This is a genomic window from Variovorax paradoxus (assembly GCF_029919115.1).
GTDB lineage: Bacteria > Pseudomonadota > Gammaproteobacteria > Burkholderiales > Burkholderiaceae_C > Variovorax > Variovorax paradoxus_O.
Window position 1 is genome coordinate 3,140,580 of record NZ_CP123990.1, and the last position, 22,849, is coordinate 3,163,428.

General features: G+C 66.8%; 22 protein-coding genes. 6 read left to right on the top strand and 16 right to left on the bottom strand.

Going from position 1 to position 22,849, the window contains the following annotated elements; all coding sequences use genetic code 11:
* Positions 1–97 precede the first annotated feature (97 nt).
* Positions 98–1,969 carry a potassium transporter Kup gene (locus tag QHG62_RS15220; RefSeq protein ID WP_281146468.1) on the top strand — a complete coding sequence of 624 codons (1,872 nt, stop codon included), beginning with the start codon at positions 98–100 and terminating at the stop codon, positions 1,967–1,969.
* Between the two features lie 33 nt (positions 1,970–2,002).
* Here QHG62_RS15220 and QHG62_RS15225 read toward each other — a convergent pair whose 3' ends face one another.
* Together QHG62_RS15225 and QHG62_RS15230 are read right to left on the bottom strand one after the other, a co-directional pair.
* A complete protein-coding gene (locus tag QHG62_RS15225) occupies positions 2,003–2,926 on the bottom strand; it encodes a polysaccharide deacetylase family protein (RefSeq protein ID WP_281146469.1) in 924 nt (307 codons plus the stop codon).
* Between the two features lie 10 nt (positions 2,927–2,936).
* Positions 2,937–3,377 (bottom strand): nuclear transport factor 2 family protein, encoded by a 441-nt coding sequence (locus tag QHG62_RS15230; RefSeq protein WP_281146470.1) that lies wholly within the window; start codon positions 3,375–3,377, stop codon positions 2,937–2,939.
* Positions 3,378–3,468: 91 nt separating this feature from the next.
* Between QHG62_RS15230 and QHG62_RS15235 the strand changes: the two genes are divergently transcribed.
* Complete coding sequence (locus QHG62_RS15235) at positions 3,469–4,758, top strand: benzoate/H(+) symporter BenE family transporter (protein WP_281146471.1); 1,290 nt, start codon at positions 3,469–3,471, stop codon at positions 4,756–4,758.
* The gene (gene gshB, locus QHG62_RS15240) at positions 4,758–5,714 is read left to right on the top strand and encodes a glutathione synthase (protein ID WP_281146472.1); all 957 of its coding nucleotides are present in this window, start codon (positions 4,758–4,760) and stop codon (positions 5,712–5,714) included. The genes QHG62_RS15235 and gshB overlap by 1 nt, the downstream gene beginning before the upstream one ends.
* Here gshB and QHG62_RS15245 read toward each other — a convergent pair.
* From QHG62_RS15245 to QHG62_RS15265, 5 genes are all read right to left on the bottom strand, one after another.
* Positions 5,674–6,972: a PepSY-associated TM helix domain-containing protein gene (locus tag QHG62_RS15245; protein WP_281146473.1), complete on the bottom strand. Its 1,299-nt coding sequence runs from the start codon at positions 6,970–6,972 to the stop codon at positions 5,674–5,676. The two genes, gshB and QHG62_RS15245, sit on opposite strands and share 41 nt — an antisense overlap.
* A gap of 1 nt (position 6,973) precedes the next feature.
* A complete protein-coding gene (locus QHG62_RS15250) occupies positions 6,974–9,184 on the bottom strand; it encodes a TonB-dependent receptor (RefSeq protein ID WP_281146474.1) in 2,211 nt (736 codons plus the stop codon).
* A gap of 106 nt (positions 9,185–9,290) precedes the next feature.
* A complete protein-coding gene (locus QHG62_RS15255) occupies positions 9,291–10,058 on the bottom strand; it encodes a class II glutamine amidotransferase (RefSeq protein WP_281146475.1) in 768 nt (255 codons plus the stop codon).
* Positions 10,059–10,108: 50 nt separating this feature from the next.
* The gene (locus QHG62_RS15260; RefSeq protein ID WP_281146476.1) at positions 10,109–11,167 is read right to left on the bottom strand and encodes an ABC transporter substrate-binding protein; all 1,059 of its coding nucleotides are present in this window, start codon (positions 11,165–11,167) and stop codon (positions 10,109–10,111) included.
* A gap of 154 nt (positions 11,168–11,321) precedes the next feature.
* Positions 11,322–12,803: an MFS transporter gene (locus tag QHG62_RS15265; protein ID WP_281146477.1), complete on the bottom strand. Its 1,482-nt coding sequence runs from the start codon at positions 12,801–12,803 to the stop codon at positions 11,322–11,324.
* Positions 12,804–12,940: 137 nt separating this feature from the next.
* On the opposite strand from QHG62_RS15265, the gene QHG62_RS15270 reads away from it, so the two are divergent.
* The gene (locus tag QHG62_RS15270; RefSeq protein WP_281146478.1) at positions 12,941–14,407 is read left to right on the top strand and encodes a zinc-binding metallopeptidase family protein; all 1,467 of its coding nucleotides are present in this window, start codon (positions 12,941–12,943) and stop codon (positions 14,405–14,407) included.
* Between the two features lie 4 nt (positions 14,408–14,411).
* On the opposite strand, the gene QHG62_RS15275 is transcribed toward QHG62_RS15270, so the two are convergent.
* From QHG62_RS15275 to QHG62_RS15300, 6 genes are all read right to left on the bottom strand, one after another.
* Positions 14,412–14,639, bottom strand: a complete 228-nt coding sequence (locus tag QHG62_RS15275; RefSeq protein ID WP_281146479.1) for a cysteine-rich CWC family protein — start codon at positions 14,637–14,639, stop codon at positions 14,412–14,414.
* Positions 14,640–14,644: 5 nt separating this feature from the next.
* The gene (locus tag QHG62_RS15280) at positions 14,645–15,901 is read right to left on the bottom strand and encodes a 6-phosphofructokinase (protein WP_281146480.1); all 1,257 of its coding nucleotides are present in this window, start codon (positions 15,899–15,901) and stop codon (positions 14,645–14,647) included.
* A 47-nt stretch (positions 15,902–15,948) separates the two neighbouring features.
* Positions 15,949–17,112: an acyl-CoA dehydrogenase family protein gene (locus QHG62_RS15285; protein ID WP_281146481.1), complete on the bottom strand. Its 1,164-nt coding sequence runs from the start codon at positions 17,110–17,112 to the stop codon at positions 15,949–15,951.
* Between the two features lie 2 nt (positions 17,113–17,114).
* On the bottom strand, positions 17,115–17,921 hold the full coding sequence (locus QHG62_RS15290; protein ID WP_281146482.1) for an enoyl-CoA hydratase-related protein: 807 nt from the start codon (positions 17,919–17,921) through the stop codon (positions 17,115–17,117).
* Positions 17,921–19,099, bottom strand: a complete 1,179-nt coding sequence (locus tag QHG62_RS15295) for an acetyl-CoA C-acetyltransferase (RefSeq protein ID WP_281146483.1) — start codon at positions 19,097–19,099, stop codon at positions 17,921–17,923. Before QHG62_RS15295 ends, QHG62_RS15290 begins: the two co-directional genes overlap by 1 nt.
* A 130-nt stretch (positions 19,100–19,229) precedes the next feature.
* Entirely contained in the window at positions 19,230–19,550 is a 321-nt protein-coding gene (locus tag QHG62_RS15300; protein WP_281146484.1) for a DUF2917 domain-containing protein, read from the bottom strand.
* An 82-nt stretch (positions 19,551–19,632) separates the two neighbouring features.
* On the opposite strand from QHG62_RS15300, the gene QHG62_RS15305 reads away from it, so the two are divergent.
* Positions 19,633–20,568, top strand: coding sequence for a LysR substrate-binding domain-containing protein (locus QHG62_RS15305; protein WP_281146485.1), 936 nt, complete (start codon positions 19,633–19,635; stop codon positions 20,566–20,568).
* A 26-nt stretch (positions 20,569–20,594) separates the two neighbouring features.
* On the opposite strand, the gene QHG62_RS15310 is transcribed toward QHG62_RS15305, so the two are convergent.
* Complete coding sequence (locus QHG62_RS15310; protein ID WP_281151665.1) at positions 20,595–21,101, bottom strand: fasciclin domain-containing protein; 507 nt, start codon at positions 21,099–21,101, stop codon at positions 20,595–20,597.
* A 443-nt stretch (positions 21,102–21,544) separates the two neighbouring features.
* On the opposite strand from QHG62_RS15310, the gene QHG62_RS15315 reads away from it, so the two are divergent.
* Complete coding sequence (locus QHG62_RS15315; RefSeq protein WP_281146486.1) at positions 21,545–21,763, top strand: hypothetical protein; 219 nt, start codon at positions 21,545–21,547, stop codon at positions 21,761–21,763.
* A 14-nt stretch (positions 21,764–21,777) separates the two neighbouring features.
* Here QHG62_RS15315 and QHG62_RS15320 read toward each other — a convergent pair whose 3' ends face one another.
* Together QHG62_RS15320 and QHG62_RS15325 are read right to left on the bottom strand one after the other, a co-directional pair.
* Positions 21,778–22,443, bottom strand: coding sequence for a L,D-transpeptidase (locus tag QHG62_RS15320; RefSeq protein WP_281146487.1), 666 nt, complete (start codon positions 22,441–22,443; stop codon positions 21,778–21,780).
* A 7-nt stretch (positions 22,444–22,450) separates the two neighbouring features.
* On the bottom strand, positions 22,451–22,759 hold the full coding sequence (locus tag QHG62_RS15325; RefSeq protein ID WP_281146488.1) for a proteophosphoglycan ppg4: 309 nt from the start codon (positions 22,757–22,759) through the stop codon (positions 22,451–22,453).
* Positions 22,760–22,849: the final 90 nt, after the last annotated feature.

Sequence of the window (22,849 nt, forward strand, 5' to 3'; positions counted from 1 at the left end):
GTGCGCGCAAACGGCTGAAAACGCCGGCGCGGCGGCATCCCGGGGCGTGTGACACCTGGTTACGCGTTTGCAGTTCGCTCTTTTTCCCATCGACTTCGTGTCACCTCCCAAATCTTCCTCCGCCGCCGCCTTGATCATCGGCACCATCGGTGTCGTCTATGGCGACATCGGCACCAGCGTGCTGTATGCAGTCAAGGAAGTGTTCGGCCACGGCCACCTTCCTTTCACCATCGAGAACGTCTACGGCATCCTGTCGATGTTCTTCTGGACGCTCACCGTCATCGTGTCCATCAAATATGTGGTGCTGGTGCTGCGGGCCGACAACGAAGGCGAGGGCGGCCTGGTTGCCATGCTCGCGCTGGCCTCGCGCGCGGTGGCCGACAAGCCCAGGCTGCGCAATGTGCTGCTGCTGGTGGGCATCTTCGGTACCTCGCTCTTCTATGGCGACGGCGTCATCACGCCCGCCATTTCGGTGCTTTCGGCGGTCGAGGGCCTCGAGGTGGTGTCGCCCCACTTCAAGCACTATGTGCTGCCGGTCACGCTGCTGGTGCTGTTCTGCCTCTTCGTGGTGCAAAAGCGCGGCACCGCGGGCATCGGCAAGTTCTTCGGCCCGATCACGCTGGTGTGGTTCCTGGCCATTGCCGTGCTTGGCGTGTCGCAGATCGTTCACCACCCCGAGATTCTCAAAGCGCTGAACCCCTGGTTCGCGCTGAAGTTCATGTGGGACAACCCGGGCACCAGCTTCATCCTGCTGGGCGCCACGGTGCTGTGCGTCACGGGTGCCGAGGCGCTCTACGCCGACCTGGGCCACTTCGGCAAGCGGCCGATCCGCCTGGCGTGGTTCACGGTGGTGATGCCGGCGCTCACGCTCAACTACTTCGGGCAAGGCGCATTGCTGCTCGAGAACCCGGAGGCCGTGAAGAACCCGTTCTTCATGATGGCGCCCGAATGGGCACTCGTTCCGCTGGTGCTGCTGGCCACGGCCGCCACGGTCATTGCGTCGCAGGCACTCATTACCGGCGCCTTCAGCGTCACGCGCCAGGTCATCCAGCTGGGCTACCTGCCGCGCCTGAACATCGAGCACACGAGCGTGCGCACTGCCGGGCAGATCTACATTCCGCTGGTCAACTGGGGCCTGTTCGTGGCCATCGTGCTGGCGGTTGTCATGTTCCGCTCGTCGAGCAGCCTGGCCGCGGCCTACGGCATTGCGGTGACCACCGACATGCTCATCACCACGGTGCTGACCTTCTTCGTGATCCGCTATGCATGGAAGCTGCCGCTGGCGCTGTGCATTGCGTCCACGGCGGTCTTCTTCGTGGTCGACTTCCTGTTCTTCGCGTCGAACCTGCTCAAGCTGTTCGAAGGCGGCTGGTTCCCGCTGGTGATCGGCGGCGCCGTGTTCACCTTGATGATCACCTGGAAGGAAGGCCGCCGCCTGATGGGCGAGGTGCAGCGCGCCGATGCGATCGAGCTCAAGGCGTTTCTCGATTCCGTGTTCGAAAGCCCGCCGGCGCGGGTGGAAGGCACGGCGGTGTTTCTTACCGCGGAGCCGGGCGTGCTGCCCAACGCACTGCTGCACAACCTGAAGCACAACAAGGTGCTGCACGAGCAGAACATGTTCGTCACCGTGCGCAACCACGAAGTGCCCTGGATCCCGATGGACAAGCGCATCGAGATCGAGGCGCTCGGCCACCATTGTTGGCAGATCATCGTGCATTACGGCTTCAAGAACGACGTCGACCTGCCCCGCGCTCTGGACCACGCGCGCCTGCGCGGCTGCCAGCTCGAGCCCATGGCGACGAGCTACTTCCTCTCGCGCGACGTCGTCATTCCCACGCTCGGCAGCGGCATGGCGCCGTGGCGCGAAAAGCTGTTTGCGCAGATGCACCACAACGCGAGCGGTGCGGCCGCGTTCCTGGGGCTGCCGAACAACGCGGTGGTGGAGCTGGGCTCGAAGATCGAGATTTGAAGCCGGCGTGCGTGCGGGCCCCGCGGCTTTCGCTCAAGCGAAGTCCGCCGGCCGGTCCGCCGCAAGCTGCTGCACATGCGATGCAATCGCGCACGGCGTGGTGAGCCAGATTTCGCCCCGGTCGCGTGCACGCGCCAGGTGAGACAGCGCCGTTCGCAAGTGCCGCAGCCGATACGGCTGGCCCACGATGTACGGATGCAGCGCAAGCCCCATGACCAGCGGCTGCGCGCGCGACTGCCCGAGCATTTCGTCGAAGTTGTCGATCACCATCGCGCTGAAGTCCTTCGCATCCATCAGGCGGCCCATGATCATCGGAATGTCGTTGAGCTCCTGCGGATACGGCACCGACCAGATCGAGGCGCCGCCGCGCGTGCGCATGCGCACCGGTTGGTCGTCGTGGCACCAGTTGAGCGTGTAGCCATAGCCGGTCTCGGCCAGCAGGTCGGGCGTGACCGCGCTTTCCGAAATCCACGGTGACAGCCATCCGGCCGGCGCCTGGCCGCTCTCTTGCCGCATGCGCTCGCGGCAACGCACCAGCAGCGCGCGTTCGTCGTCTTCGTGCCAGCTACCCTGGCGTTCGGCGTTGCTGTGGCCGTGGCCGATGAGCTCGTCGCCGCGGGCCACGCAAGCCTGTACCAGCTCCGGGCAATGGTCGTAAAGCGCCGTGTTGATGAGCGCACCGGAGGGAAGCCCCAGCGAATCGAACAGCTCCAGGCAGCGCCACGCGCCCACGCGGTTGCCGTAGTCGCGCCAGCCGTGGTTCAGCACATCGGGCTGCGGCGAGGCCGGTCCAATGCATGCGCCCAGGCCGTCGCCGAATGCAAAGTGCTCGATGTTGAAGCCGATGTACACCGCCAGCCGCGAGCCGTTCGGCCATGCGTAGCCGGGCCGCCGGGTGATGGGGCTGTAGCCGAAGCGGCCGTGCGTGGGAAGCCGTTCGGGCCAGCGCGCCGTCATGTGCCGTGCCTCACAGCACCGCCAGCCCGGCGCGCACCAGGAGCCATTCGGCGCTGTCGTTCCATACATCCATCTGCACGATGAGCCCGTTGCGCACCACGTAGCGGTCGACATAGCGGTTGCCTTCGAAGGCTGTGCCGTCTGGCCAGGCGCCGTAGAGCGTGCCGAGGCTGTAGACCACCGTTTCCTCCGGCGTGCCGCCGGCCACGGTTTCGGTGCGCTCGATCTTCTTCTTTACCCACGCATAGCGCTTGGCATTGAACGCCGAGGTGTCACCGGGCGCATGCATCGGGCGGTTGCCTGTAAAGCGGATGCGGATGTCGGGCGCGGTGAAGCGTGAGGCCGCTTGGGGATCGGGAATCATCACCAGGCGAAGAAATTCGTCGACGACTCCGGCGGGCGTGGCAGGGCCCTGCAATGCAGGTTCGTCGGGCGAAGCGAGTGGATCCATGGGGTCCTCCGGGCATGAGGCCACGCGGTGCATGGCCAGACAAGACAATCCATAGCAATTCCCGCGCCGATGGGCCGGAACTGAAGCCTTGGTGTCCCGGCACAATTGGCCGATGCGTTTCTTCAAGGATCTGAGCCTTTCCGCCTTCACCGCCGGCTTCGTCGCCGTGCTCGTGGGCTTCACGAGCTCGGTGGCCATCGTGTTCCAGGCCGCACAGGCTTTCGGCGCCACGCCCGAGATCGCGGCCTCGTGGATGTGGGCGCTGGGCATCGGCATGGGCCTGCCATCCATCGTGCTGTCGCTGTGGTGGCGCAAGCCGGTGATGATTGCCTGGAGCACGCCGGGCGCCGCCGTGCTTGCCGTGGCTGCGGGCAGCTACGGCATGGGCGAGGCGGTCGGCGCCTTCATCGCCTGCGCCGTGCTCATCGTGCTGGCGGGCGCTACGGGTTGGTTCGAGCGGGTCATGAACAGGATTCCGATGGCGATCGCCTCGGCCCTGCTTGCCGGCGTGCTCGCGCGCTTCGGGCTGGATGCGTTCATTGCCGCCAAGACCGCGCTGCCGCTGGTGCTTCTGATGCTCGGCACCTACCTGGTCGCGAAGCGCCTGCTGCCGCGCTATGCGGTGCCGCTCACGCTGCTGGTTGCCATTGCCTTCGTGGCCGCGCGCGGCGAGCTGAGCTGGTCGACGGTGCACTTCTCGCTCACATGGCCCGTGTTCACCATGCCGGTGTTCAGCTGGCAGGCCATCGTCAGCCTGGCCTTGCCGCTTTTCATCGTCACCATGGCGTCGCAGAACCTGCCGGGCGTGGCGACGATGCGTGCGGCGGGCTACGGCGACCTGCCGGTGAGCAAGCTCATCACCGTCACCGGGCTGGCAACGCTGGTGCTGGCGCCCTTCGGTGCCTTTGCACTGAACCTGGGCGCCATCAGCGCCGCCATCTGCATGGGCCGCGAGGCGCATGAAGACCCGGCGCGGCGCTACACGGCGGCCGCAAGCTGCGGCGCCATCTACGTGGTGATCGCATTCTTCGGCGCGGCGGTCACCGGGCTGCTCACGGCGTTTCCGAAAGAGCTGGTCGCCGCCATCGCCGGCCTGGCGCTGCTGGGCACCATCGGCAGCGGGCTGGCGGGTGCGGTGCGCGACGAGCCGCACCGCGAGGCCGCGATCATCACCTTCCTGGTCACGCTCTCGGGCGTGGCCATCCTGGGCATTGGCTCGGCGTTCTGGGGCGTGGTGGCCGGTGCACTGGCATTGGCGGTGCAGCAGGCCGGACGCACGAAGACAAAGGCCTCCGCCGGCAAGGACATCGCCGCTTCCGGCAACATCGCGCCAGACAGCAGCAACATGGCGGCCACACCTGGCGCCGGAAAGACTCCCTGATGAAAAACATCCTCTTCGTCGCCGATCCGCTCGATCATTTCAAGATCTACAAGGACACGACCTTCTCGATGATGCGCGAGGCCCAGCGCCGCGGCTATCGCATCGCGGCCTGCCTGCCGCAGGACATCCAGTGGAAGTCGGGCGGGCAGGTCACCGCCACGGTGCAGCAGATCACGCTCACCGGAGACGCAAGGGACTGGTACCGCGTCGATATCAGCGAGGCCAAGGCGCTGAAGGACTTCGACGCCGTGCTGATGCGCAAGGACCCGCCCTTCGACGCCGAATACATCTATGCCACGCACCTGCTCGAGCAGGCCGAACGCGAAGGCGCGCGCGTGGTCAACAAGCCGAGCGCGTTGCGCGACCACCCCGAGAAGCTCGCGATCATGGAGTTTCCGCAGTTCGTCACGCCCACGCTGGTCACGCGCAGCGCGCAGGCCGTGCGCGACTTTCATGCCGAGCATGGCGACATCATCCTGAAGCCACTCGACGGCATGGGCGGCATGGGCATCTTCCGCGTGAAGCAGGACGCGTTGAACCTCGGCTCCATCGTCGAGACGCTCAACAAGAACGGCGCCGAAACCATCATGGTGCAGCGCTTCGTGCCAGAGGTGGTTCAGGGCGACAAGCGCATCCTGATCATTGCGGGCGAGCCCGCGCCCTTTGTGCTGGCGCGCATTCCGCAAGGCACCGAGGTGCGCGGCAACCTGGCGGCCGGCGGCAAGGGTGTGGCCCAGCCGCTCACGGCGCGCAACCGCGAGATCGCCGAGGCCATTGGCCGGGTGCTCGCGCCGCGCGGGCTGCTCTTGATCGGGCTCGACGTGATCGGCGACTCGGTCACCGAGATCAACGTGACGAGCCCGACCTGCTTCCAGGAGATCACCGAGCAGACCGGCTTCGACGTGCCGAAGATGTTCATCGATGCGCTCGAGGCGCACCTTGCCGCACCGCGCTGAGTTCCTCGGGTAGCGCCTCGCGCTGCCGCCGTGTCTGCAGCAGCCGCGCGCGCCGCTTGCGCCACCAGATCACGATGCCCGTGATGGACAGGCCCGCCACCGCCAGCCCCATGAGCGACATCAGGATGCGTCCCGGCAGCCCCAGGATGCGTCCGCCGTGCAGCGGCAATTGCAGCTGCGCGAACACGTCGGCCGCCGTGCCGTGCCATGGCCGGTTGCTGCTGATGATGTGGCCGTCGCGGCCGTCCAGGTAGAGGTTGGACAAGCCCATGCCGTCGCTGTCGTCGTGCGAGGCATGGTCGAAGAACGACACGTTGTAGAAGCCGCCGCGCTGGTTGTAGAACACGCCGCCCAGCGGCGTGGTCCAGCCGCGCCGGCGTGCTTCGGCCTCGGCGTCCGCAACGATCTGGCGAAAACCTATGGTGGGTTCGATGCGTGTGCCCAGCGGTGCAAGCGGCACCAGTGCCGAGGGGCCGGGCGTGGTCTTCGACACCAGCGACAGCATCGGGTGGAAGATTTCCTTGTAGAGATTCAGCGAGAACGACGTGAAGGCGATGAGGATGATCAGCGCCCACATCCACAGCCCGCCCGCGCGGTGCAGGTCGAAGTTGAGCTTGTAGCCGCCGGCCGCCCATCGCACGGCCCAGGCCGGCTTCCAGCGGCGCCACCATTCGCGCGCAGCGCGGTGCTCGGGGTGCGCGGCCCGGCGCTGGCGCCGCGGCGTCGTGAGGTACAGCGCAACGAAGCTGTCGAGCAGCCACACCAGCGCCACGCCGCCCATGATCCAGTAGCCCAGCCGGTCGGTGCCCCAGACGGCCGGCACATGCAGCGTGTAGTGCAGCTTGCGCAGGAACGGCATCAGCGTCTCGGGCTTGAGCGAGATCGCGGTCGAGTCGCGCCGGCCGCGGATCTCGGCCGTCACTGGATCGACGTACACGCGGTTGTAGCCGAGCTGGTAGGGCTTGCCGGTGGCGGGGTCGGTGCGCGGCTGCACGAAGTAGCCGGCCGCGTGGCCTTCCTCGAACCCGAGCGGCATGTACGCGACGCGTGCGCGCGGGTCGTGCGCCTCGACCGCGGCCGCCAGGTCGAACGGATCGCGGAACGGCCCGCGCGATTCGGTGTCGTAGAGCTCGCTGTTGAGCCAGCCGTCGATCTCGTGGTCCCACGAGATCACGGCGCCGGTCAGGCCCGAGACAATGAGGAACAGTGCAACCGCGAGGCCCGCCCAGCGGTGCACTGTCGTCGCGAAGGCGCGCATCTCAGAAGTCGATGGTGCCGCTGACCGCAAAGGTGCGCGGTGCGCCGAGGACCAGGTAGTTGGAGCCCTGCGTGCCGCCCACCGACGCCCAGTACGACTTGTTGAACAGGTTGTCGATGCGCGCGCGCAGCGTGAGTGCGCGGCCGTTGCCCAGGTCGACCAGGTAGCGCGCGCCGATGTCGAAGCGCGTCCAGCCCGGGATCTGCTGCGTGTTGGCCGCGTTGGCGTACTGCTTGGAGGTGTAGAGCAAACGCGCGTTCAGCGACAGGTTGCGCACGCCCGGTACGTCCCATTCGGCGCCCAGGTTGGCCTGCTGCTTGGCAACGCCGATGGCCGTGCGGCCGTCGGTGGCACCGCCTTGCGTGTCCTTCTGCTTGGCGTCGAGCAGCGTCAGGCCGCCCAGAAGGCGCAGCCCCTTGGCAGGCTGGCCGAACACCGAGAACTCCAGGCCTTGGTTGCGCTGCTTGCCGTACAGGCCGTAGGTCTGGCCCTCGTACTGGTACGTGGGCTGGTCGGTGGTGAAGAAGGCCGCGCTTGCACCGACGGTGCCGCCGTCGTACTTGACGCCGACTTCCTTCTGCTTGGCCTGGTACGGCGCGAACACCTCGCCGGCGTTGGTGACCGGACGGCTGTTGACCGTGCCGGGTGCCACGTTGCCCTTGACGAGGCCTTCGATGTAGTTCGCGTAGACAGAGGTGCTCGGCGTGATCTTGAACACGACGCCGGCCACCGGCGTGGTCTTGCTCTTGTCGTAGGCGCTCGTTTCCTTGACCGTGTTGTAGGCGAAGCTGGTCTGCTCGATCGTCTGCCGGCGCACGCCGAGCGTGACCAGCAGGCGGTCGTCCATGAACGACATGGTGTCGGCCACTGCAACGCTCGAGGTCTTGATCTTGTCGGTCAGGCGCGGGTCTTCCAGCGTGTTGCCGGTGAAGTTATTGGCGACCGGGAAGGGCGACGCGTACGGCGCATAGATGTTGTTGCGCAGGCTGCCGCGCGAGATCGTGTAGGCGTTGTCGCGGTCGTTGCTGTATGTGGCGGCCGAAGCCACCACCGCGTGCTTCACCGGTCCGGTCACGAAATTGCCGCGCACGCCGATCTCGGCCGTGCCGATGCGGTCCTTGCGGGTGTTGCTGAAACGCGTGCCGCTGGTGTTGCCGAACGCGTCGGCGAGCGTCGGGTTCGCCAGCACGTTGTCTTCGTCGCTGCGGCGCACGCCGCCCGCGGCCCAGGCGGTGATGTTGTCGGTGATGTCGACTTCACCGCGGAAGGTGGCGAACTTATCCTTCTCCTTCGAATAGGTCCAAGGCTGCGCAAAGTTGGTGCTGGCGTCGGGCGCACGCGGAATCGGCAGCGCCGACGAGGGCGTGAGGCTCGGGCGGCCGTCCTTCAGGTCGTAGTCCTGGTAGCCGAAGTCGGCCGACAGGCGCACGTTGCGGTTGCGCCAGTCCAGGCCGACGGCAAAGGCGCTGAGCTGCTGGCTCTCTTTATGGACGCCGGTGCCGCCTTCGCGGCGCACGGCATTCATGCGAACGCCCAAGCTGTCGTCGGGGCCGAAGCGGCGCGCCAGGTCGAGGTTCACGTAGCCCTGTCCGCCGGTCTGCACGCCGAAGCCGACGCGCGTGAGCGGCTCGTTGGACGCCCGCTTGGGCAGCAGGTTGATCGCGCCGCCGATGCCGCTGCCGCCGGGCGCGGCGCCGTTCAGGAAGGTGTTGGCGCCGCGGAACACTTCCACGCGCTCGAAGAATTCAGAGGCGATGTACTGGCGCGGCAGCATGCCGTACAGGCCGTTGTAGGCCACGTCGTCCGAGTACACGGGGAAGCCGCGCACCACATAAAGCTCCTGGAAGTTGCCGAAGCCGCGCGCCTGGCGCACCGACGGATCATTGAGCAGCACGTCGGCAACGCTCTTGGCCTGCTGGTCCTGGATGAGCTCGTTGGTGTAGTTGGTGCTCGAGAACGGCGAGCTCATCATGTCCTGGTTGCCCAGGATGCCCACGCGCCCGCCACGGGCCACTTGGCCGCCGGCAAAGGGCTTGGTCAGGCCTTCGGCCGAGGCGTCGGCGCTGGCTTCGACGGTAACGGTGCCGAGGGTGCCGGCGGCTTCAACCGGCGCGGCGGTCTGGGCCGAGGCAGCCAAGGCATTGAGAACGAGCAGCGTGGCGGCAACCGTCGGGCGCAGGCTGGCGCGCAGAAAAGGGGAGGAAGAAGACATTGAAAGGTTCGAAAGGGGCGCAAATGAGAACCATTATTGTTACCCCGTCGAGCCGGTTTGCCGATACTTTCTCTCAATGTTGCGAAAAAGTGTCAGTAGAAACGCCTCAGTGCCCCAGCCGTTTACCGTCCACAAACACATGCAGCTCGCCCGGCACGAAGGGCGTCCAGCTTTCATTGCTCGTGAGCGGCGCGGTCACCACCACCGCCACGCGATCGTTGGGCGTGGTGTGCCGCGCAAAGTCGATCTCGAGGTCTTCGTCCGCGAGCTGCGCGGTGACGAAGGGATGGCGGCGCTCCACGTACCAGAGGTTGGTGGAGGCATGGGCCCAGAGCGCCTGGCCGTTCGAGAGCATGAAATTGAAGGTGCCGTGGCGGGCGAGCTGCGGCGCCAGTTCGCGCAGCGTGAGCGTGAGCTCCTCGATGCTCGGCACGCCCGCATGCGACTTGGCCAGCTCCTGCATCAGCCAGCAGAAGGCATGCTCGCTGTCGGTGTTGCCCACCGGATGAAAGTTGCCGTGCAGGCGTGGGCGAAAGTCCTTCAGGTCGCCGTTGTGGGCAAACACCCAGTAGCGGCCCCACAGCTCGCGCACGAAGGGGTGGCAGTTCTGCAGGTTGATGGCACCCTGCGTGGCCTTGCGGATGTGCGCAATGACGTTGCGGCTTTGAATGGGGTAGCGCCGGATCAGCTCGGCCACCGGCGATTCGCTCGCGGGCATGTGGTCGACGAAGTGGCGCAGGCCCCGGTCTTCGAAAAAGGCGATGCCCCAGCCGTCGGCGTGGTGGTCGGTGCGGCCGCCACGCTGGGCAAAGCCCGTAAAGCTGAAGGTCACGTCCGTGGGCGTGTTGCAGTTCATTCCGAGCAGTTGGCACATGGCGCTATTAAAGCGCGAGCGCAGCCGCCGCGGGCGAACCCGCCCAACGCTCAGCGAACGAAGCGGCCTTCGGGCGTGACGCGCACCATTTCGATGAAGCGAGAGCCGGTGGTGGCACCGGTCGAAAAATCGATGTCCATGCCCGCCAGGCGCAGCTTGAGCGCCCGCAGCGTGGCATGCAGGCGGGCGCGGGTCAGGTCGCGGCCGGTGCGCTTGAGCGCCTCGATCATCACCAGCCCGTTCAGGTAGCCCTCGAAGCTGCCGTAGCCCACGGGCACCTGCGCGCGTTCGGCCAGGCGCCGGTAGTCGCGCGTCACCACTTCGACCTCGCCCCACGGATACGGCGTGACCTGCGAAATGGCCAGCCCGCCGGCCTGCAGCGGAACCACCTTGGCCGTGACTTCGCCCGAGACGACCGACATGCCGTAGAACATCGGCTTGCTGCCCGCGGCATACATGGCCTTGATCACTTCGCCCGTGACCGTGCCGGCCAGGTACATCAGCACGGCCTGGGGTTGGCTGTCGGCAAGCGTCTTGCCGGCGGCGGCAGAGGTAGAGCCGTCGCCCTTCACCGCGACCACCACCGTGGGCGCCTGCTTGTGGGTGGCCATGGCCGCCTCGATCAGCTTGACCGCCTCGAGACCGCCGGGATTGTCCAGGTGCGCGATGGCGATCCTGCTCACACCGATGGTCGACAGGTGCTCGACCAGCGCCTGCGCCTCGCGGGCATTGCTTGCGCGCACGAAGTAAGCCGAGCCCGCCACGCGTTCACGGGCGCTGTCGCCCACGCCGTAGCCGCCCACGCTGGGTGCGCCGCTTTGCTGCAGCAGCTTGGCCGCGGCGGACGTGGTGCCCGAGCCCACGCAGCCGAAGAACGCGAACACGCGGTGGTCGTTCAGCAGCTTGCCGTAGTTCTCCAGCGCTTTCTCGGGCTTCAGCTCGTCGTCCAGCGCCACCAGCTTGATCTTGCGTCCGTTGACGCCGCCTTGCTCGTTGACGGAGTCGAATGCCAGCGCGGCGCCGTTGTGCACAACCTTGATCTGCGAGCCGAGCGGCCCGCTCAGAACGGCCGAGCTGCCAAGCACGATCTCCGTGTCGCTAACGCCCATTTCGGCGCCACTTGCCGACGACAAACGGGCCAGGCCCGCAGCCAAAACCGCCGACGAAGCGACAAAACTTCTGCGTTGCATACGGAGCCCATTCCATCAATGTCTAACAATATTAACAATTAGAAACGATGGATGCTTAGGTATTACTTGGGGCTTACCCTCGGGGTTCCGACTGCCGGAGTTGCCACGCCGCGCAGATGGCGATTGCGCAGAGCGCGGCCAGCATCAGGAACACCTCGTCGAACGCCGCCAGCCGCGCCGGGCTGGTCGTCGGGTTGGCAAGCGAATCGCCGTGCGCCGCCAGCCGCCACTCGAGCACGATGGCGCACAGGCTCACGCCGGCCGCACCGCCGAGCATGCGCAAAAAGTTGATGGCGCTGGCACCCTGGGGAATCAGCGGCTTGGCCAGCGGCCGCATCGAGCCCAGGTTGAGCGAAGGCAGGATGAAGCCCAGCCCGACGCGTCCGATGATGGCAAACGCCACCAGCAGCCACAGCGCGCTGTCGAGCCTCACCACCACCATCAGTGCAAAAGAGGCCGCCAGCAGCGCCAAGCCGATGCTCACCAGCAGCCATGTCGGTTGCCGGTCGGCCAGCCGGCCCACGCCTGCAATGGTGATGGCCAGCACAATGCCCGCCGGCAGCAGGATGGTGCCGACGTGCGAGGCCGACAGCTGCAGCCCCACTTGCATGTACACCGGCAGCAGGTAGGTGGAGCCAAACAGCGCCGTGCCGTAGATGAAGGCGACCACGCTGCCCATGGCGAACTGCCGGTACTGGAAGAGGCCCAGGTTCATCAGCGGCGTGCCGCCCGAAGCCGCAAACCGGCGCTGCCACCATATGAAAGCCGCAAAGGCAACCAGCGCGCCGCCCAGCAGCAGCGCCGCCTGCAGCGGCGAATCGCCTCGCAACTCGACCAGCCCGTTCAGCAGGCAGAGCGTGCCGGCCGTGCCCAGGGCCAGGCCGCGCCAGTCGAGCCCGCTGCCGCGCGTGGCCGCCACCCCGCCGGGCGCCGTGGTGGGCACGAACTTGTAGGCCAGCCAGAGCGACGCCAGGCAAAACGGCACCACCATGAAGAAGATGGAGCGCCAGCCGAAAAGGTCGACCAGCACCCCGCCGATGCTCGGGCCGATGGCCGGCGCCAGCACCACGCCCATGCCGAAGATGCCGCTCGCACGGCCTTGCTCGCGCGGCTCGAAGGCGCGCAGGATGATGATGGCCGGAATGGGCTGCACCACGCCTGCCGCCAGCCCTTCGGCCACGCGAGCCAGCAGCACCAGCGAAAAATTATTGGCCAGCCCGCCCGCCACCCCGCCCGCCAGCAGCAGCGCCATGGTGCCCGCGTAGGTGCGCCTGTAGCCGTAGCGCGACAGCAGCCAGGGGGTGGTGAGCATCGAAACGGTCATGGCCACCATGAAACCCGAGCTCACCCACTGCGCACGCTCTTGCCCGAGCGAGAAGTGGTGGCTCATGCCCGGAATCGCCACGTTGACGATGGTCGACGACATGATCGACGCCATCACGCCCACCATGACCGAGAGCAGCAGGTACCAGCGGTAGCGCGGACCGTAGCGTTCGCGCATCGTGCCGAGGGTGGGCGGTGCCGGCTGTGCGGCTTCGGGCTGGGGAGTGGGCATCGTGAGGCGGCGGCTCGGCTCGGGGTGCGGGTCCGTCGTCCTACAAGCATATCGGTCTTTGCGCGAATGGGCGCCGATGCAACGGTCGCACAATGGACAGGCTGTCCCGCACTGCTTTCGAGAAAACCAAAAACGACATGGCTCCCCAATCCGATCAACCCGGTGCGCAAACCGGCAACCAGGCCGGCGCAGCCGATCAGAACACCGCGCAGGCGGCGCCCAACCTCGCGGCCGAACTGGCCGCGCCCACCGTCAGCCGCGCCTACCGCTGCCAGTGCGGCCGCCCGGTGTTCCTGCGCAACAGCCAGTGCCTGGCCTGCCACACACCGCTCGGGTATGTGATCGAGCGGCTCGGCGTGGTGCCGCTGGCGCCCGTCGAAGAGGCTGGCGACAACCAGGCGCAGGCGGAGGGCGAGCAACCCTTGCCCGGCACCTTCACCGTGTTCGGCAATCCGGACGGCAAGAGGTACCGCCGCTGCGCCAACCTCATGACCGCCGCCAGCTGCAACTGGATGGTGCCGGCCCCGCGCGAGGGCGACGATCCCGCGTTCAACACCGACGGCCTCGCGCCCGGCTACTGCCTGGCATGCAGCGTCAACCGCACCATTCCCGACCTTTCCGTGGAAAGCAACGGCGAGCTTTGGCGCAAGCTGGAGCACGCGAAGCGCCGGCTCATTTCGCAGCTGCTGGCGCTGGGGCTGCCGGTGGTGAGCCGCCACGCCGACCCGGCGCACGGCCTGGCTTTCGATTTTCTGAGCAACATGCCCGGCAGCCCGCATGTGATGACCGGCCACGAGCACGGCGTGATCACCCTCAACGCCGAAGAGGCCGAAGATGCCGTGCGTGAACGCATCCGCGCCGAGATGCGCGAGCCCTACCGGACGTTGCTCGGCCACTTTCGCCATGAAATCGGCCACTACTATTGGGACCTGCTGGTGCAGCCCACGGCGTGGCTGGACGAGTTTCGCGTGCTCTTCGGCGACGAGCGCGCCGACTACACCGCAGCACTCCAGCGGCACTACGAGCAAGGGCCGCCGCCCGACTGGTCGATTCACTTCGTGAGCAGCTACGCGAGCATGCATCCGTGGGAAGACTGGGCCGAAACCTGGGCGCACTACCTGCACATGGCCGACACCACCGACACGGCGATGAGCTTCGGCGTGGATGCCACCAACGTCGAACTCGCGAGCGACCTGTTCACGCTCGAAGACCTGTGGCGGCCCGAGCATCCCGGCGCAGCCAAGTTCCTGGACTTTCTGAATGGCTGGGTGCTGCTCACCAATGTGCTGAACGAGTTGTCGCGCAGCATGGGCCAGCCAGACTACTACCCTTTCGTGCTGCCGCGTGCGGCCGTGGGCAAGCTGCAGTTCATCCACTGCGTGGTGACCGAGCAGCGCGACCGCCCGTCGTCCACGGCGGCCGCGCCGACGGTGCCGCTGCCGGAGGGTTCGCAGCCTCCTGTGCCAGCGAATGAACCGGCGGATGAACCGCCGAATGAGCCGGTGAACGAGCCCGCAAACGGGCCTGCAAACGGGCCGGAACCCGACCAGTCACAGTCGCAGACGCAGATGCAAAGCCAGCAACAGAACGCGGCGCAGTTCTAAAAAACTAGGAGCCGCCAGGTGTGCCCGCGGCGCAGCGCGCGCAAATGCAGGCCTTCCCGCGCATTTGCTGCGGCACCGCCGCCAGCGGCGCATTGCGAAAGTCCGTTGCCATGCACCAGCAGGGCGGTTGCGGCTCTCCGGTTTCGCGCGCAACTTCCATCGCACAGCGGTTCTGCTCGCCGCAGAGCGGGCAGCGCGTGGCGTCCATCGTGTCGAAAATAACTGCCGCCATGGTCGTCAGGCGAGCTCGAAAGCCGGCAGCTTCTTTGCCACCGCCACGTTCCGCAGCGTCGCGTACACCGGCAAGCCGTTGCGATAGGCCGGATAGTCCTCGCCCTCGATCAGCGGCAGCAGGTAAAGGCGGCACTTGTCGGTAATGCCATACCCATCATCCGAAATGAAGTCGCGCGGCATCGGCTTTTCGACATTCGCGACTGCGTCGAGCGGTGCGCTGCCGATGCGGTAGGTGTAGGGCGCATCGGAGGTGCGCTCGATGGTCGGCATGACCGCGTTGTGGCCTTCCAGCGCCAGCTCGACCGCACGCTGCCCCAGCTCATAGGCCTGCCGCACGTCGGTGGCCGAGGCAATGTGCCGCGCCGCGCGCTGCAGGTAGTCGGCCACGGCCCAGTGGAACTTGTGGCCCAGCGCGTCCTTGACCATTTGCGCCACCACCGGTGCTGCGCCGCCGAGCTGCGCATGGCCGAAAGCGTCGCGCGTGCCTTGCTCGGCCAGGAAGGTGCCGTCGGGGTAGTGGCAACCTTCGGACACCACTACCGAGCAGTAACCGTGCTGCTTCACCAGTTCGTCCACGCGTGCCAGAAACCGCGCCTTGTCGAACTCGATCTCGGGGAACAGCACCACCACCGGAATGCCGTGGTCCGCAGCAAGCCCGCCCGCCGCCGCGATCCAGCCCGCATGGCGCCCCATCACCTCGAGCACGAACACCTTGGTGGAGGTGGCCGCCATCGAACGCACGTCGAACGAGGCTTCGAGCGTGGACACCGCCACGTACTTGGCCACCGAGCCGAAGCCCGGGCAGCAATCGGTCAGCGGCAGGTCGTTGTCGATGGTCTTGGGCACATGGATGGCCTGCAACGGATAGCCGAGCGACTGCGACAGCTGGCTCACCTTGAAGCAAGTGTCGGCCGAATCGCCGCCGCCGTTGTAGAAGAAGTAGCCGATGCCATGCGCCTTGAACACTTCGATGAGCCGCTCGTATTCGCGCCGGTTCTTCTCGAGCGACTTGAGCTTGTAGCGGCACGAGCCGAATGCGCCCGAAGGCGTGGTGCGCAGCGCCGCAATCGCCTCGGCCGGCTCGGCGCCGGTGTCGATGAGTTCTTCGGTCAGCGCGCCGATGATGCCGTTGCGCCCGGCGTAGAGCTTGCCGATGCGGTCCGGGTGTTTTCGTGCCGTCTCGATCACGCCGCAGGCCGACGCATTGATGACCGAGGTGACGCCGCCCGACTGGGCGTAGAAGGCGTTGAGGATGGGCATGCGGCCATTCTCCCGCAGGCCTTCGCCGGGCGCCAGTGGCGCCGCTTTCAGCGCCCGCCCAGCCCCATCGAACGCGTGATCACTTCCTTCATGATCTCGTTGGTGCCGCCATAGATGCGCTGCACCCGCGCATCGGCGTAGGCGCGGGTTATCGGGTACTCCCACATGAAGCCGTAGCCGCCGTGCAGCTGCACGCACTCGTCCATCACCTTGCACTGCAGGTCGGTGGTCCAGTACTTGGCCATGCTGGCGGTGGCGGTATCGAGCTTTTCGGCCATCAGCAGTTCGATGCATTTGTCGACGAACACCTGCGCCACCTGCACCTCGGTCTGCAGTTCGGCCAGCGTGTAGCGCGTGTTCTGGTAGTTGCCCACGGGCTGGCCGAACACCTTGCGGTCTTTCACATAGGCCACGGTCTGGTCGATGGCGGCCTGCGATGCGGCCACCGCGCTGATCGCAATTTGCAGCCGCTCCCAGGGCAGTTGCTCCATCAGGCACACGAAGCCGCGGTTCAGCTGCGCGGCATCGCCGAGCAGTGCATCGGCCGGCAGCCGCACGTCGTTGAAGAACAGCTCCGACGTGTCCTGCGCCTTGAGTCCCAGCTTCTTGAGCCGCTTGCCTTTTTCGAAGCCCGCCATGCCGCGCTCGACCAGGAACAAGCTGGTGCCCTTTGCGCCCGCGGCCGGGTCGGTCTTGGCCACCACGATCACCAGGTCGGCATGCCAGCCGTTGGTGATGAAAGTCTTGCTGCCGTTGAGCAGGTAGCTGCCGTCGACCTGCCGGATGGCGCTGGTCTTGACCGCCTGCAGGTCGCTGCCCGCACCGGGCTCGCTCATCGCGATGGCGCCGACCATCTCGCCGCTCGCGAGCTTGGGGAGGTAGTGCCGCTTCTGCGCTTCGGTGCCGTAGCGCAGGATGTACGGCGCCACGATCTCGCTGTGCAGGCCGAAGCCGATGCCTGTAAACCCGCGCGCCCAGAGCTCCTCGAACTGGATTACCGAATAGAGCAGGTCGGCGCCGGCGCCGCCGTATTCCTCGGGCAGCGCCATGCAGAGAAAGCCGTTCTCGCCGGCCCTGGACCACACGCCGCGGTCCACATAGCCCTGTTCTTCCCACGCCTCGTGGAAGGGCGCGATCTCCTTGTCCATGAAGCGGCGGAAACTGTCGCGAAAGGCCTCGTGGTCGGCGCTGAAAAGCGTGCGTTCGATCATGCTCAGCGCCCCGGGAACGTCGGCGGGCGCTTCTGCAGGAAGGCGCTCACGCCTTCGCGGAAGCTCGGCCGGTCGATCAGCTCGCGCTGGCGCTCGCTTTCGTAGTGCAGCTGTTCGGGCAGCGTGTGGCGCTCGGCGGCCTCGAAGGCTGCGCGTGCTTCAACCACCGCGTGGGCCGGCAGGCGTGCGAGGCGCTGCGCAATCGCGCGTGCTTCCTCGAGCAGCTGTTCGTCGTCGGCGCAGGCCCAGATCAGGCCCCACTGCACCGCGCGGCCGGCGCTCAGGCGCTCATCGAGCAGCGCCATGCCCATGGCCCGTGCCTTGCCGGCCCGCCGCGGAATGGCCCAGGTGCAGCCGAGGTCGGGCACGATGCCGAGCTTGGGCAGGAAGGGCAGGTAAAAGTAGGCGCTGCGCGCCGCAATCGTCACGTCGGCCGCCAGTGCCAACCCGACACCCGCGCCCGCCGCGGCGCCATTGACCGCGGCCACCACCGGCACAGGCAGCGTGCGCAGCGTTTCGATGAGCGGATTGCTGAGCGACTGCATCCATTCGGCCGTCTGGTCGCCGAGCGACTTGCCTTCTTCACCAGGCGTCATGGCGCTCAGGTCCGCGCCCACGCAAAAGGCCTTGCCGGCGCCGGTCAGGATCACAGCGCGCACTTCGCGATCGTCGCGGATGCGCTCCAGCGTGTCGCGCAGTTCGATCTGCAGCTCGCGCGCAATCGGGTTCAGCTTGGCCGGCAGGTTCAGCGTAAGCGTGGCGATGCCTTCGGCCAGTTCGTAGAGCACATAGGGTTGCTGCGCGGTCATCAGAGCCTTTCCACGATGGTGACGTTGGCCATGCCGCCGCCTTCGCACATCGTCTGCAGGCCATAGCGCTTGCCGCGCCGGCCGAGTGCATGGATCAGCGTGGCCATGAGCTTGGTGCCCGAGGCGCCCAACGGGTGGCCGAGCGCAATCGCGCCGCCGTTCACGTTGAGCCGCGCTGGATCGGCGTCGAGCGCCTGCAGCCAGGCGATGGGCACGGGCGCGAAGGCTTCGTTCACTTCGTACAGGTCGATGTCCTGGATGCGCATGCCGGCCTTTTTCAGCGCGCGCTGCGTGGCGGGCAGCGGGGCCTCCAGCATGATCACCGGGTCGTGCCCCATCACGCTCATGTGGTGGATGCGCGCGAGCGGCTTCGCGCCCAGCGCCTTCAGGCCGCGTTCGTTCACCACCAGCACGCCGCTCGCGCCGTCGCAGATCTGGCTTGCGGTGGCGGCGGTGCAACGGCCGCCTTCGGCAATCAGCTTCACGCCCGCGATGCCCTCCAGCGTGGCGTCGAAGCGGATGCCTTCGTCCACTGTATGGCTTTCGCCGCTGCGCGCGCCGTCGGCCAGCAGGATCTCGATGGGCACGATCTCGTCGAGAAAGGCGCCTTCGCGGCTTGCCGCAATTGCGCGCCGATGGCTTTCGAGCGCGTAGCGGTCAAGCTCTTCCTTGTCGATGCCGTAGTTCTTCGCAATCATCTCGGCGCCCGTGAACTGGCTGAACTCCACGCCCGGGTAGCGCTGCCTCATTGCCGGGCTCATGTAGGTGCCGAGGCCCGCCTTGGCGGGCAGCGCATTGGGCGTGAACATCGGCACGCGCGTCATGCTTTCGACGCCGCCCGCAATCACCGCGTCCATGCTGCCCGACATCACCGCCTGCGCCGCGAAATGCAGCGCCTGCTGCGACGATCCGCACTGCCGGTCGACCGAGGTGCCCGGAACCGATTCAGGCAGCTTCGACGCAAGCACCGCATTGCGCGCCACGTTGGTCGCCTGCTCGCCCACCTGGCTCACGCAGCCAAGAATCACGTCTTCCACCGCCGCCGGGTCGATGCCGCTCCTGGCCACCAGCGCGTCGATCACCTGCGCCGCCAGGTCGGCCGGATGCCAGCCCGCCAGCTTGCCACCGCGCCGTCCGCCGGCCGTGCGCGCTGCGGCCACGATGTATGCCTCTGCCATGGTCATGTCCTTCCTCAAAAGAAAACAGCGCGAACCGCGCGCCCAAAGCAAAAAAGCCGCCCGTCACCACGGCGGCGTTCAATGCTTGGAATTTCCATGGCATCGAGGTTCGATGCCGGGCGCGCTCAGGTCAAGCCGGGGACAACCCGAGCGATGGCAGTCGCCAAGGCGACCGGCGGCCCGACGGCGCTGGCAGCGGCATGGCGGCCGGCTGCGCGTCCGAGACGGTGATGCACGAAGACTCCAGCGCCGAGACCAGCACGCGCCGGTGGTCGGTGCCTTCGAAACGCTCGCCCGCCGCGAGCACGATGTCGCGCCGGTCGTTGTCGAGCGTCACCCAGACCGAGCCGCTGCGGCATTCGATGCCCACCCCGGCGCCATCGGGAACGGCAAAGATGGAACGGACGGGCAGGCTGACGTGAAAGCGGGAAGAAAGGGGTTGGGTGCTCATGGCAAGCTCCATTGCATTCGTGATACGAATGAATATAGTGAGTCGATCCTCCTCTTACACGCGGTGATTCGGAACTCGTTGCATGCATCCAGAGAATGCGAAGACCCATGGAACCTTGGGCGGCGAGCTCCCGCCGCTGGAACTGCTGCGCAGCTTCGAAGCCGCGGCGCGCCGGCTGAGCTTCACCCTGGCAGCCGGCGAGCTGCACCTCACGCAGTCGGCCGTGAGCCGGCAGATCCAGCAGCTCGAAGCCAGCCTGGGCGTGCTGCTGTTCGAGCGCCGCCATCGCGCACTGGCGCTCACCGAGGCGGGCGGCGTGATGCAGCGCGCCGTCACCGACAGCCTGGAGCGCCTGCGCGACGCCACGGCGCGGCTGCGCGCGACCTCCGCGCCACGGCAGGTGGCCATCACCAGCACGCCCGGCTTTGCGTCGTTCTGGCTCATTCCAAGGCTGGCGCGCTTCACCGGCAGCCATCCGCAGGTCGACGTTCGCGTGTCGGCCACGCTCGAGGTGCTTGATCTGGAGAGCAGCCGCATCGACCTGGCCGTGCGCTTCGTGCCGATCGGCCGCGGCATCGGCACGGCGCTGTTCGAGGAATCGGTGATCCCGCTGTGCTCGCCGCAACTCGCCGCGTCGCTGCGCGAGCCGTCCGATTTTTCGAAGCTCACCTTGCTGACCGTGGACTATCCCGACCACGGCGAGGCCCCCACTGTCGATTGGGAGCCCTGGCTTCGCGTGATGGGGCTCGACCAGCTGCGCATGAAGAGCACGCTGCGCTTCACCCTGTACACCGATGCCGTGGCCGCCGCGGTGGCAGGCCAGGGCGTGGTGATCGGCCGCCTGCCGCTGCTGCGCGATCTGGTGCAGGCGGGCCGGCTCGTCGCGCCGCTCGGTGAAGGCGTGGCCTCGCACCGCGGCTACTTCATCGAAACCTCGAGGCGCGCCGCGGGCAACCCCGACGCGCTGGAGTTCGCGCAATGGCTGCGCGAGGAAGCCGAGGCGGCGCAGCGAGGCTGATGACGAGGCCGCCGAGTGCGAGGTGATCAGCCCGGCAGCAGCACCTTGTCGACCACGTGGATCACGCCGTTCGACTGGTAGACGTTGGCAATGGTCACCGTTGCCGTGCCGCCCGTGGCGTCGCTCACGACCACGTTGCTGCCGCTCATCGTGGCCGTCAGCGTGCCGCCGCTCGCGGTCTTCAGCGTGGCCTTGCCACCGCCTGCCTTGATGGCGCTCATGAGCGCCGCGCCGTCCATCTTGCCCGGCACCACGTGGTAGGTGAGCACCTTGGTGAGCGTGGGCTTGTTCTCTGTCTTCAGCAGCGTGTCGACCGTGCCCGCCGGCAGCGCCGCGAAGGCTGCGTTTGTCGGCGCAAACACAGTGAACGGACCGGGGCTCTTGAGCGTGCCGACCAGGTCCGCGGCCTTCACCGCGGCCACCAGCGTGGTGTGGTCCTTCGAATTCACGGCGTTGTCGACGATGTCCTTCGTCGGGTACATCGCGGCACCGCCCACCATGGGGTTGGGCGTGGTGGCGCCGCTCATGCCCATGCCGCCCGCGCAAGCGCCAAGCAGAACCGAAACGCCGATTGCGATCACGAGTTTTTTCATTGAGGACTCCTGGTAAGAATGTTCTGGAAGACAGCTGTGGAAACCGCCGGCAGCTCGGAGGCGCGATGCGCTCGACACCTATACGGCGCGTGCGCGCATTTGGATTCACGTGGGCTTTGCGCCACATCGGCGCGTGCGGCACTTGCGCGCCGCACGCGTGCTCGCCAGAATCCGCCCTTCCTTTTTCAGCAACAGTTTTTTATTCGCGTCCGGCGACGACCAACCTCCCGGGCGGCAACCCACTCAATGAACCGTTTCCTGAACACCTGATCCGCACACCGACCGCCCCGGCCGGACGTGCATCCATGCATCCGCCGAGGCCCATCGACAAAGGCCCCGCGCAGCCATTCGCCGGGGCCTTTTTGTTTTTGGAGTGTGCGCACATGAGTGCTCAACGAAAGGCCCGCGACGACGAGAAGCGTCTGGGCCGGTTCTATTTTTCGGTGCCGGGCGCGGCACCTCGCAACCCCGTTCTGGCTGCCATTGCGCGCGGCGAGGCCAACCAGAAGGCAGGCCGCCACTTGCGCACGCATCGCGCGGAGCGGCGTGCGCAGAAGGTCGCATTGCAGAAGGCTGCACGCAGCCTCGGGCGCGAGGAGTGACGCGCCGAAAAGGATCAGCGCGCCTGGGGCGCCTGGGCCCGGGCGGTCGAAGTCTCGAACAGCGTGCTTGCAGGCCTCGTCTCCGGCAGCACGTAGATCACTGCCTTCGCGGTGCCGAACGACGGCTTCACATGCGCGTCGTAAAACGCCGCGGGCACGTTGATGCAGCCATAGGAGATGCGGTTGTCCGCCGCAGTCGGCGTGGCCAGGCGTTCGAGCCGGCGCTCGGCCTTGTTGGTCGCGCGCACGCGGTGCATCGACACGGCCGCGTCGTAATCGACCCAGACGATGTCCTCGCCTGAAAGATTGCGGCCCGGCTCGCTGACGAAGCGGCCCGCGGGCGTGGTGCGCTCGTCGTCGCGGATGTCGGCCATCTGGCGTTCGCCGATGCCGGGCACCGAATGGTCGCCCTTTGCAAGGCCCAGAAGAATGGGCGAGGACGCCCGCCGTTTTCCGTCCGCATCGAAGATGTGGACCACGGCGGCTTTCTTGTCGACGATCGCGAATGGCGTGCCCTGGTTGTCGCCGGTGGTGCGAATCCAGCCGGCCACGGTTTCGGTGTCGCGCGAAACCGCCGGCGACGAAAGCGCCGGCGGTGCCACGCTCAGCAATGAAGCGAGCGCAGCAATGGCAATGCCGCAAGAGAGGCCGCCGCGGCGGCCCTCAGAGCAAGTCCACATCGCGCGTTCAGTTGCGGTCGGCACGTGCCACGCGGGTCGTACGCTGCGTATCGCCCTGGGCGCTCATGTCCTGGCTGGTGCTGGGCGACGTTGTCGCCTGGTTCGTCGTGGTGCTGCCGGTCGAGCCCGACATCGTGCCTTGATTGGTGGCAGGCGTGCCGGTGGTGCCCATCGGGGTGTTCTGCTGCGTCTGCTGGCCGGCAGCGGTGGCCGGGTTCGGCGAGCTGGTGTTCGGCGGGTTGCCCTGTGCAATGGCAAAACCTGCGGCGCTGGTCAGGGCAATGGCGGCCATGGTCATCTTGATCGAACGGGTCATGTGTATCTCCTTGGATGGAATGAGTGAATCGATCGCTCGATGGAGCAACCGATGCTCAAGCTAGCCTTGGTACACGCCCGTGCGGTCGGT